10 protein-coding genes are annotated in these 12,463 nt (G+C 30.5%); all 10 read right to left on the reverse strand.

Annotation, left to right across the window (positions count from 1 at the left end):
* Positions 1-177: 177 nt before the first annotated feature.
* The 10 genes from BQ5344_RS11505 to BQ5344_RS11550 all read right to left on the reverse strand — a co-directional run bounded on the left by BQ5344_RS11505 (position 178) and on the right by BQ5344_RS11550 (position 12,452).
* The gene (locus tag BQ5344_RS11505) at positions 178-1,875 is read right to left on the reverse strand and encodes an AAA family ATPase (protein ID WP_071125423.1); all 1,698 of its coding nucleotides are present in this window, start codon (positions 1,873-1,875) and stop codon (positions 178-180) included.
* A 41-nt stretch (positions 1,876-1,916) separates the two neighbouring features.
* Complete coding sequence (gene speB, locus BQ5344_RS11510) at positions 1,917-2,768, reverse strand: agmatinase (RefSeq protein WP_071125424.1); 852 nt, start codon at positions 2,766-2,768, stop codon at positions 1,917-1,919.
* A 30-nt stretch (positions 2,769-2,798) separates the two neighbouring features.
* Positions 2,799-3,641: a polyamine aminopropyltransferase gene (gene speE / locus BQ5344_RS11515; RefSeq protein WP_071125425.1), complete on the reverse strand. Its 843-nt coding sequence runs from the start codon at positions 3,639-3,641 to the stop codon at positions 2,799-2,801.
* A 139-nt stretch (positions 3,642-3,780) separates the two neighbouring features.
* The gene (locus BQ5344_RS11520; protein ID WP_071125426.1) at positions 3,781-4,311 is read right to left on the reverse strand and encodes a glycoside hydrolase family 108 protein; all 531 of its coding nucleotides are present in this window, start codon (positions 4,309-4,311) and stop codon (positions 3,781-3,783) included.
* Between the two features lie 72 nt (positions 4,312-4,383).
* Positions 4,384-5,847: an aminotransferase class I/II-fold pyridoxal phosphate-dependent enzyme gene (locus BQ5344_RS11525; RefSeq protein WP_071125558.1), complete on the reverse strand. Its 1,464-nt coding sequence runs from the start codon at positions 5,845-5,847 to the stop codon at positions 4,384-4,386.
* A 528-nt stretch (positions 5,848-6,375) separates the two neighbouring features.
* On the reverse strand, positions 6,376-7,272 hold the full coding sequence (gene speD, locus BQ5344_RS11530; RefSeq protein ID WP_235846156.1) for an adenosylmethionine decarboxylase: 897 nt from the start codon (positions 7,270-7,272) through the stop codon (positions 6,376-6,378).
* Between the two features lie 237 nt (positions 7,273-7,509).
* Positions 7,510-8,385, reverse strand: a complete 876-nt coding sequence (locus BQ5344_RS11535; RefSeq protein ID WP_071125427.1) for a hypothetical protein — start codon at positions 8,383-8,385, stop codon at positions 7,510-7,512.
* Positions 8,386-8,397: 12 nt separating this feature from the next.
* On the reverse strand, positions 8,398-8,937 hold the full coding sequence (locus BQ5344_RS11540) for a hypothetical protein (RefSeq protein ID WP_036071185.1): 540 nt from the start codon (positions 8,935-8,937) through the stop codon (positions 8,398-8,400).
* Positions 8,938-9,226: 289 nt separating this feature from the next.
* Positions 9,227-10,189 (reverse strand): AEC family transporter, encoded by a 963-nt coding sequence (locus BQ5344_RS11545; protein WP_021769506.1) that lies wholly within the window; start codon positions 10,187-10,189, stop codon positions 9,227-9,229.
* Between the two features lie 157 nt (positions 10,190-10,346).
* Positions 10,347-12,452 (reverse strand): glutamine synthetase III family protein, encoded by a 2,106-nt coding sequence (locus tag BQ5344_RS11550; protein WP_071125428.1) that lies wholly within the window; start codon positions 12,450-12,452, stop codon positions 10,347-10,349.
* Positions 12,453-12,463: the final 11 nt, after the last annotated feature.

Here is a 12,463-nt window from a genome sequence, read left to right on the forward strand (position 1 = left end):
TTATAAATGTATTTTTAATCTGTAAAATAATTTATAATTTTATACTATTCCCCATTTAAATAGTGAATATTTAATAAATTTTCAATTATTATAAGAATATTGGTTTATATCTTTTGTTAGAAAAGTCCGTAACAAATTCGTTATTTAAATGGGGTTTAATATAAATTGGATTTAGTATTAACTATAATTTCTATCAAATTTAACTGCCACTTCTTTTCCAAAAAATGCTATCCCAATTTTCAATACATTCTCAACTCCAGAATTTTTTAATACAGAAGCATATTCTTTCTTTTCAATCTGCTGTAGTGCAATATCACACTCATTCTCTAATTTTTCAAAAATTTTATCTTCACTCAAATTTTCCATTGCATTTACAACCTTCAATTCCAAAATAATCCCTTCTTTTCTTTTTTCCATATTTTTAGGCTTCAAAAGCAAATCATATCTGCCTTTCCCGGCAAAATTATTTGAAGTTATTTCATACTCATTTTTCAAAGTCAAAATTATTCCAAGCATTAAGCCATGATAAAATTGCTCTTTATAAACTCCGCTTACATCCAATATTCCCATGTTTTCCAATAAAATTTTTCTTAATTCCTTCTTAAAAATTTCGATATCTCCATTTTTTAAGGAATATACCATATTATAAAAGCTGTTATAATTCTCAAAATATACTTCTATAAACATTTTTGAAAACATTTTTAATATTTCTTCATTCGGAATTTTCAAATAAACTTGTTCCTCATCATCTTGAACTTCTTCTGCCAATGTCAAATAACCGCTGTGAAAAAACAAATTCCATATATTTTCTTCATAATTTGCTTCCAAGTTTGCAAAAGTCATATTCTCATCTATTCTTCTTAAAATGGATTTTTTATTCAAAAGTTTTGAAAAATCATCAAAAATCTCATTTTTGAGTTTTTTTAAATATAGTTTTATCAATTCATTTCCACTCGTATTTACCCAGTACGACTTTAATTTTTCATCATTCAGAAAATTAATAATCGACCACGGATTGTAAACTTTTATATCTCCAAACAAATATCCATTGTACCATCGTTGGACATCTTTAAGTTCAAATTCTAAATCAAAATCCTTTAAAGCCTGCTCAACTTCACTTTCTGTAATCCCAAAATATTCTGTAAATCTATTGTCCAGAATTGTATGAACTCTTAGATTATTCAATCCAGAAAATATATTTTCCTTTGCAACTCTCAAAATCCCAGTCATAATTCCCATTTCCAGATAATTATTATCCTTTAGGACAACTCCATAAAATGTTTTAAAAAAGCTAATTGCTTCTTGATAATAGCCTTTCACGTATGAATCAATTATCGGCTGATCATACTCGTCTATTAGCACTACCACTTTTTGTCCATAATATTCATATAGATATTTTGTTAAATCCAGCAAGGATAATTTCCATGTTGCTTTTGTTGCTCTGTTAAATAAAATTGAATCGTATTTTTCTTTTTTTCTCGCACTTAAATTTTCCTTTACAAATTCAAATTCATCATATAAATCCGAAATTGTATTTTTTATCATCTCAAACCCATTTCCCCAGCTACTTTCATCATAATTCCTAAATGAAATAGAAATAACTGGAGCGGTTCCCTGCTTTTCAAAATACTCATTTTCAGAAATTTTTAAATTCTCAAACAGTTTTTTATTTCCATCTTTATTTTCAATATCAAAAAAATATTTTATCATCGACATATTAAGTGTTTTTCCAAATCTTCTCGGACGTGTAAACAGCTTAACTTCGCCAGGTTCTCCTATAATGCTTTTTATCAATTCTGTTTTATCAAAATAATAGTAATTTCCGTCTATTATTTTTTTAAAATCTGATATTCCTATTGGCAGTTTTTTCTTCATTTAACATTCCTCCCTTTTTACCTGGTCAATACCAAACTAGACTATTTATAAATAAACAGCAGAATTTCCCTAAGCAGTTTGCAAGCTAGTGCCGTAGATTGCCCAGACTGATCATATACAGGCGATAATTCGTTCATGTCAAGCCCAACAATATTTAACTGCGAAATTTTTTCTATTGCCTTATGTAGTTCCACAAAAGTAACTCCTCCAGCTTCAGGCGTTCCAGTTCCAGGAAATTCCGATGGATCAAGCACATCTAGATCCAATGTAAAATACACAGGTTTCCCTTTTAATTTTTCTACAACTTCATCAAGTCCATCAAAATTAAATTTTGTTGTATGAAGATGTTCCTTTGCAAATTTCCATTCATCTCTTTCCCCACTTCTTATTCCAAACTGAAAAATTCTGTCATCTCCAACAATATCCCAACATCTTCTAATTACAGAAGCATGCGAATAATACTGCCCTAAATACTCATCTCTCAAGTCTGTATGTGCATCAAACTGAATAATATACAAATCTGGATATTTTTCAGCAACTGCTCTCACAGCTCCCAACGTAACAGAATGCTCTCCACCAATCATAAACGGAATTTTCCCATCCTTCAAAATTTTTGCTGTTTCATCCTGAATATCCTGCAACGTACTTTCCGAATTTCCAAATGAAAGTTCCAAATCTCCTCCATCAAAAACCTTAATATCTTCCAAATCCTTATCTTGATACGGACTATACGTTTCTATCCCAAAACTCTCATTTCTCATAACCGCCGAAGCAAATCTAGTCCCTGGTCTAAACGAAGTTGTGCTGTCAAATGGTGCTCCAAAAATAGCGATTTTGCTCTCATTATATTCATTGTCACACCCTACAAATGTATGTATATTTTTATTTTTCATATAACTTCTCCTTCTAGTTTTTATTTTAAATTATTTTATTAAATCTTTCACATAATTTGGCAAAGCAAAAGCCCCTTTATGCAATTCTGTATTATAATATCTTGTTTCTATTCCAAACTTATTCCATTTATCAGCCTTCAAATCTTCTACAGGATTATATTTTTTTGAAGCAAATCCAAATAGCCAATGTCCTGACGGATATGTCGGTATATGTAGCTGATAGACTGTTGCAAAAGGGAATACTGCTCTTAACTGTTTACTTGCTCTTGCTGTTGCCTTAGCATCTGCTTCATAATATGGACTTTCATGCTGATTTACAAGAATTCCGTCCTCTTTTAGTGCGTTAAAGCAGTTTCCATAAAATTCTCTTGTAAATAAATCTTCTCCAGGTCCAAACGGATCTGTCGAATCTACAATTACAATGTCATATTCATTTGCCTTGGAACGTACAAATTTCAATCCATCCTCATAATAAATATAAACTCTCTTATCATCCAGCTTATTAGCCGTCTTAGGCAAATATTGACGACAAAGATCGACAACCATCTTGTCAATTTCCACCATATCAATTCTCTCAATATGTTCATATTTTACAAGTTCACGAACAGTACCTCCATCTCCAGCACCAATTACCAATATTTTCTTAGCCTTAGGATTTACAGCCATAGGAACGTGAGTTATCATCTCATGGTAAATAAACTCATCCTTTTCTGTCAACATCATAAATCCATCCAATGTCAAAAATCGCCCAAATTCTGGCGACTCAAAAATATCAATTCTCTGAAAATCACTTTTTGCACTAACTAACTGCTTATCAATCTTTATAGAAAAACGAACATTTTTCGTATGTTCTTCTGTGTACCATAATTCCATCTGCTACACTCCTTTCAATTTGTATTACCTATTTTTTTAATATCTAACCTTTTATTTCCAATGTTTTGTACTTTGAAACTTTTTTATAAATTCCTCAACTTTTCCATTTTTTATAATTTTATTCTATTTCTTACATTCATTAAACGTTTCTCAAATAATTTTCCTTAACCTTAACCCTATTTAACCATCCTGTCAAAAAATCATTCTGAGTCGCATCTCTTTTAGCAAGAGATTTGTAGTATTCACGCTGTAAATTATGATAAACCATCAAAAATTTAACTGGATTAACATCATTTAAATATTTTAGGGTCTGAGGTCCAATTGCTCCATCCACACTCACAACATTTTTACCATAAACCTTATTCACAGCCTCCTGAGCCTTTTTAATTCCATATCTTCCAGCATTTACTGAAAAATCAAATATGCTTAGTGCCACCTTATCATTTTTCACTTGATCCAATTTTCTAGCCTTATAATATTTTTCTTCATAAATTTTTTGTGCCATTGCTTTTGTTAAATCTTTCATACTACCTTTATATCCACATTCTCTAGCTCTTTCCTTAGTAATGCCATATTTTGTTTCCCCGCCTTTATCATTCTTATCATTAGAATAGTTTCCTTCAACTAGCAAAATATAATTAAAAAATTTCAAAAATCTGTTGTCAGCCATTTTTGTTTCCTTCTTTCATTTATTTTAATTGGAATTTCGCAAACACTGTCTGCGTTTTTACATCAAAAATTTTCACTCCAAAACAACATTTATCTTTTCAACATGCATATCCTCAGTTCCTGTTAATAGACATCCTTTTTCCTTTGCATATTCGATATAATTTATGATTTCCTCAGTAATTCGTTCTCCTGGTGCTAATATCGGTATCCCTGGCGGATAAGCCATAACAAATTCTCCACTTATTTTACCTGCACTATCTTTTATCGGAATCATTTCCTTTTCTGAATAAAAGGCTTTTTGTGGCGGAAGCACAACATCAGGATTTATATATTCGTGATCAAACATTCCTGTGGAATCTTTTGAGTAAAGCCGTTTAATTTCTGCAAGCGAAGATATTAGCCGTTCTATTTCCAATCCTCTGTCCCCCGCGGAAATTATCGCCAAAATATTTCCCAAATCTCCAAATTCAATCTGAATTTCATAATCATCCCGCAAAATATCATAAACTTCAATTCCAGCAAGCCCAATATCTTTTGTATACACAGATAATTTTGTCGTATCAAAGTCATAAACCGAATCTCCATCAATCAGTTCTTTCCCATACGCATAATACCCACCTAGTTTATTAATTTCATTTCTGGCATATTCTGCAAATTTAACTGTTTTTTCAAAAAGTTCTCTTCCGTTTATCGCCAAATTTTTTCTTGCCACATCAAGCGAAGTCATAAGTAAATACGATGCACTCGTAGTTTGAGTCAAGTTTATAACTTGCCGAACATAATCAGCATTTATTCTCTCACCACTTAACAAAATCGAACTTTGTGTTAAAGAACCGCCTGTCTTATGCATACTGATTGCCGCCATATCTGCTCCAGCTTCCATTGCTGAAATTGGTAAATTTTCATCAAAGTAAAAATGTGCTCCGTGTGCCTCATCAACTAGCACAAACATATCATTTTCATGTGCCAGTTTTACAATAGATTTTAAATCTGAACAAATTCCGTAATAAGTGGGATTATTCACTAATATTGCTTTTGCATCAGGATTTTCCTGAATTGCCTTTTTCACATCATTAATCGACATTCCAAGTGATATTCCCAATTTCTTGTTAAGTCCGGGATTAATATAAACTGGTATCGCTCCACAAATTACCAGTGCATTAATAGCACTTCTATGCACATTTCTTGGAATAATGATTTTATCTCCAGCCTTGCAAGTTGCCATAATCATAGCCTGTACAGCCCCAGTCGTCCCGCTTACCATAAAATAAGCCTCCTTTGCCCCAAAAGCCTCCGCCGCTATATCCTGAGCCTCTTTAATAACCGAAGTCGGATGGCATAAATTATCAAGCGGTTTCATCGAATTAACATCCATCTGCATGGCATCCAGCCCGATAAAATCTCGAAACTCCTTATTTCCACGCCCTCCCTTATGCCCTGGCACATCAAATCTCACAACCCTGTTAGAAAGATGATTTTTTAAAGCATCAAAAAGAACAGTCTTATTCTGTTTATTTCTATTTATATTTTTCCCCATTTCTTCAACTCCTTCCATATTTTTTTATTTATTCATAATTTTAAATCTCCAAATTTTTTATTAATATTATTCCTTTATTTAAAAAGCAAATATTTAATAAATTTTGAATTATATACTATTTAACAAGGAATAAAAGTTATTTTGTTTAATAACAGTTTTTACTATTTTTATTATGTTTTTTCTTTATTTTCGCAGGATTGCTCATTGCCGCAAATCCTGCACCTATGGCTAGACTACGACTTTTATTTGCCCAACTCCGAAACTCCTCCTTTCAGTCGTCAGACAATCGTAGCTGAACAAATAAAAGCTCCGTCAGTTTACTAAAACTAAAAAATTTATTTTATTAAAAAAATATTTATTATAAATTTCCAAAATTTTAATTTCATTTCAAAAAATGCTTAGACAAGTGGGGATTAGTGCGTAGCACTTTCGCCAAAATCTTCAGATGTTATGATTTAAAGAAATTAAAATAACTAATATTGCGAAATAAAAGGGGATGGCGACTGTTCCCCTTTGCTTTATAAATGCTTAATAGATATTCATTCCACTATAAATTTCAATCATTTCCTTCCTAAGTCTATCTGTAATTTCCAGCCTTTTTTTAGGTGCAATTTCATAAACATCTTGATTGAATAGATAATTTTGTAATCTGATTTCCTTTATAAGCATTTTTGTATGAAAAATATTTGACTGATACACATTTACATCTATAGCATCGTAAATTTTTAACTTTTCTAGCTCAATATAATCTTGAATAGAAGTTATATTGTGATCTGTAAAAAATTTCTTTCCTGAAATATCTCTTGTAAATCCACGTATTCTGTAATCAATCGTAATTATATCCGAATCAAAGCTGTCTATCAGATAGTTTAACGTATTTAATGGCGAAATTTCCCCACAAGTTGCAATATCAATATCCACTCTAAAAGTGGAAATTGAATTATCTGGATGGTATTCCGGGAAAGTATGCACCGTTATATGGCTTTTATCCAAATGAGCGTGAACCGTGTCGGTGTCTTGACTTGTATTTCCCTTTTTCATGCTCTGGCTATCTATCCCAATTTCTTCAAAGAATGGTTTCCCTTGATTACAAGATTTATCAATGTTCTTAGGACTTATTCTTTCTTCTGCAATTAAAACATTTACAGAAGCTCCTTGTGGCTCATAATCCTGCTTTGATATATTCAAGACTTGTGCTCCTATCATTTCTGCAACACGAATAAGTATTTTTGTAAGCCTTTCTGAATTATATTGCTCGTCAATATATGCAATATAGTCCTTCTGCTCCCTCTCTGTTTCCGCATAGCAAATATCATAAATATTAAAACTTAATGTCTTTGTTAGATTATTGAATCCATATAGCTTAATTTTATTATTTTCCAACTCATTCATCACTTCCTCTCCTTTTCCATCAATTTCTTTCATATTTTTAAAACTCTTTTAAATACAGATAAATTTATTATTTAGATTTGGTTTTAAAATCTTTTTTTGATAGTCTTAAAAATTATTTATTTTTCTATATATTTTTAATTATTTTTTTGACTTATTTTTTCGCCAAATTATAACATTTATACACAATTTTTACAATTAAAATTGTAAAATGAATTTTCAAAAAAAATCACAGCTAAATTAATAACTGTGATTAATAAATAAAATATCTTTTTATAAAACCATCCTATACTTAACTATCCTATTTCCACACCCCATAACATAAATTTCATCTTCAATTACACAAATTTTTACAATTCCTTCCTTCAATACTTTTTCCTGTTTTAAAATATGAAATTTACTGTCTGTAATTACCAATTCTCCATTTTCCAAACCAATAAAATATTTCCCTTCAAATTCTTCAATGTACGTTATTTTTCTGTCAGAAATTTTTATCGAATTATAAAGTTCCTGATCCAAAATGTTCCATATTTCTATTTCACCATCTTCTGTTCCTGCAAAATATTGAAGTCCCACTATTTTTGAGTAAGTGTGATTATTTTCCGTTTTTACTTCAAATATTTTTTTTAATTTATTTTCAAAAATATTTATTGTATTTATATGTTTATGGTCTTCCCTAAATTTGATTATAACGTTTTCTCCACTTGTGAAAATTTTATAATTTCCATTTTTTCTAGTTCTTGTCAACTTTGTAGAAATAAGTTCCTCTGTGTCAACATCATAGGAAAATAGACAATTTTTTTCAATATAGACAATCCTGCCACTTGTTATAAAATTCATTACTTTTATGCTATCATTTGTATCGAATACAAGTTCAACTATTTTCTTTTTATTTCCATCACATTTGTACACTTTTCCATTTGGAGTCGAAACAAAAAACATACTTGAAACAAATAACTGGTTTTTTTCTTTTATATATTTTATAATTTCGCAATTTTTTACTTTTCCACCGCTTTCCTTTTCAAATTTATTTTTATTAAAATATATCAGCTTTTCTCCAGTTGTTATAATTCTTTTGTTAACCGGCTCCACGCCAAAGTCGTTTATTTTTGTTCTATATACAATATCTTCTTCTAAAATTAATTCCATTTTTCCCCTTAATTAATACACAATATCTTCAGTAGGATTATATCCGCTATCCTTCAATGTTTTTCGCATTTTCTCGCTTGTTTTGGAGAAAATTTCATTATTATAATATGTTTTCCAGTCCCCGTCAATCTTATTTGTGTCTAAAATATATTTAAATAGCATAAAAGTATCTTTTTTAGTTGCATCATAAGCATAAAGTCTGAAAGTATAATATCTTGGTTTTTTCTTTTCATCTTTTTTTGGAATATTTGTAGGAATCAGTTTTGCAATATCATTTTCAAAATCAATTAATATTTTAAAAATATTCTCATATGTCAATTCTCTTCTTTCACGTATATTGTAAACTAATCCAACTTCCAAATTATCTAGCCCAACATAATAAGTCATAAAATCACGTTCTACATCGCAATAAATATTTCCTGTCAAACGTGAACGACCTATAAGTTCAATTTCCTTAGTTACATATATATTCGGATCTTTTATCCAATTACAAGTTTTTGAAAATGAAATACCCGACACCAATAAAATAATTAATATGATTAATTTTTTCACGTTTCCTCCCAATGTTTACAATTTCATTTAATATAAATATTTTATAAAAATATCCTTATAATTAAGTTTTAAAATACATAGTTTTAGATTTTAAAACTTTGTGAAAAATATTTTATTATTATGTTTATAAGTTTTATTTTACCTTTTATTTTTATTAACATATATCACTAATAAAAGTTTACCATATTTTTTTATTAATTTCAAGACATATATTAAAACCTCTTTAAAAGCAAACTCAAAAATCAAGTTTTTACGTAAAAAAGAAAATCAAATTAATGATTTTCCAAAATTATATATGTATAATATTTAAAATACTCATCAAAATAGGTACTACTAATATAAATAAAATTGTACTTGTTGTAACTACATTGGTAGAATATCCAATATCCCCATTAGTTTCATTAGCCAAAATTGGCAATGCTGCAAAGACTGGTGCTGCCGACTGTATCACAAATGTCTTTATTTCCAGTTCATTCAACTGCACAAAATGTCCAGCAATTTTCAATAATACTATCATGACAATTGACGAAAATACAAATCTTCCAAGTAAAGCCAAATTTGTATCCAAATCAAACCGAATACTGTGAAGCCCTGCATCTGCTAGCACTATTCCTATATACAGCAACGCAAGAGGAGTTACAACACTTCCAAGATATTTGGTAGTTTCTACAATTGGAGTTATCACTCTTATGCCTGACAAAAGTACAGCAAAGGCTATCACAAAAGCAATAAGTGGAGGAGATAATAATTTTTTTAAATTAAATCCACCTTTTCCATCTTTATTACCGTCAATCGAATCTCCTGATAAAAGCATGTATCCCAATGTCCAGATTGACACAGTATTTGTAATGTAATACATCAAATAATATTTTGAAGCGGCTTCTCCAAAAAGTGCCATATTTAACGGAAGCCCAATAAATATAGTATTTGCATTTACCACAGCATTATAAAAGATACCACGTCGTCCATCTCTCATTTTTACCATCTTTATCACAAAAAAAGCAGCCAAATATCCAATAATAACTGAAGCAAATGTAAAAATTAGACGATTTGACACTTCCTTCAAGGCATCCATATTCAAATATTTCAAAACTGAATAAAATATTGAGCAAGGCAAAGCCACATTTGTAATAAGTTTTGAAACATTTTCACTAAACGTATGGTGAAACCAGTGCCTTTTTTTCAAAATATATCCAACCGCAATCATAACAATAATAGGGAAAATACTTCCCAGTGATTTCAAAAAAATCATTTTTTAACATTCCTTTCTCTACTATACTCCATTTTTTTCACAATCAAACCTAATAATCCCATAACTTTTAAATTTGATTTTTCCACAATTTACTTCAAAAATATTATTTCAAACAAACAAAGCAAGGACTTTTAAAGCCCCTGCACTTTTATCAATACTATAACTTAAATAATAAATCCGTGTAAGTTGGGAAACTCCAATATTCTTGATCAATAACTTTTTCCAAATTATCACAAGGAATTCGTAATGCCTCAAGTCCTGTTACCAATTTTTCTTTTGCCAAATCTGTCTGTTTTCCTAAATCTTTTTCATTTCTTACTCGATTAATTTCTTTTTCAAGTGATTTTACTTCTTTTCTCAAGCTTGTAATATTTGCTAATACATCTTTTAAGATTTCTTCCTGCTCCTTTATGAACGCTTTCCCGTATTTTGAATTTTTTTCAATATGATCAGCTAATAAATTTGCATATTTTAATCCTGATGGCAAGATATTTTTATTTGCAATGTCAATTAATGTTCTTGATTCAATACTTAACTGAGTTATATATCTTTCTGCATAAGCGTTGTATCTTGCAATTGATTCCTGTTCAGAAAGCATTCCAACTTCCTGAGTTAGTTCAAGCACATCTTTATCTATCATTTTTCTAAGTGCAGTATTTGAAGCCACTTCGTTTGTAAGTCCACGTTTTTTAGCTTCTTTTGCCCATTCTTCGCTGTATCCATTTCCATTAAAAATTATTCTATGATGTTTTTTATATGCATTAGCAATAATCTCATTTGCCACTTTCAGGAATGATTTTTCAGTTGCTTTTTCAAGTTTATCTGCATATTCAGACAGCACTTTTCCTACCATTGCATTTATTACAGCCGCAGAAGTTGCAGGTGTCGAACTTGATCCTGGCATTCTAAATTCAAATTTATTTCCAGTAAATGCAAACGGAGAAGTTCTATTTCTATCTCCAGCATCCATACTAAATGTAGGTAATACATCAACTGACAAGTTTACTTTTGATGATTCTGACACAGGTGCATCTTTTTTATATGCAATATTGCTTAAAACTGTTGTCAATTCATCACCTAAGAAAACTGAAATAATTGCAGGTGGTGCTTCATGTCCACCAAGTCTGTGATCATTTGTAGCAGTTGCAGTCGCATATCTTAACATCGGGTAATATCTGTCAACAGCTTCAATTACCGCAGCCACAAAAATTAAAAATTGAGTATTTGATTTCATATCTTTTCCAGGACTGAAAAGATTTTTACCATCATCTGTTCCTAGTGACCAGTTATTATGTTTACCTGAACCATTTACCCCTGCAAACGGTTTTTCGTGAAGCAATGCTACTAAATCGTGTCTTAACGCTGTTTTTTCAATAGTTTCCATTATTATCTGATTTTGATCCGATGCCAAGTTTGCTACTGAAAATAATGGTGCTACTTCAAACTGATTTGGAGCCACTTCATTATGTCTTGTTTTTGATGGAATACCTAATTTCCATAATTCAACGTCAACATCACTCATAAAGTTTATTACTTTTTCTTTAATTTTTCCATAATAATGATCGCTTAATTCCTGTCCTTTAGGTGCAGAAGCTCCAAATAACGTTCTTCCTGTAAGCAACAAATCATCTCTTGCTTCAAACATATCTTTTTTAACAAGAAAATATTCCTGCTCTACTCCCAAAGTATTAAATACATGATTAGAAGTTTTATTTCCAAAAGCACGCAAAACTCTTAATGCTTGTCCACTTATATATTTCATTGATCTCAATAAAGGTACTTTTTTATCCAACGCTTCACCAGTAAATGAAATAAAGGCTGTCGGAATATACAATGTAACTCCATTTTTATTTTCTCTTATAAATGGATATGAACTCGTATCCCAGATTGTGTAACCTCTTGCTTCAAATGTGCTACGAAGTCCTCCATTCGGAAATGAAGATGCATCAGATTCACCTTTTATCAAATTTTTTCCAGAAAATTTATAAATAAGTTCCTCATTTTCAGTAGGTTCTAAAAATGAATCATGCTTTTCCGCTGTCAAGTCATTTAATGGCTGAAACCAGTGACAATAGTGAGTAGCACCTCTTTTAGTCGCCCAATCTTTAATAGCGTTTGCAATAACTTCAGCAGTTTCTTTCGACAATTCAGTTTCCCCCAGTTGCGACGCCTTAAACTCTTTAAAAACAGCCTTGGAAACTCTTTTTTTCAAATTACTGTCCCTAAAGACATTTTCTCCAAAGCTTTTCATAGCGTTTTCCATAAATTTTAACC

It is taken from the genome of Leptotrichia massiliensis, assembly GCF_900104625.1.
In the GTDB taxonomy this organism is placed as follows: domain Bacteria; phylum Fusobacteriota; class Fusobacteriia; order Fusobacteriales; family Leptotrichiaceae; genus Leptotrichia; species Leptotrichia massiliensis.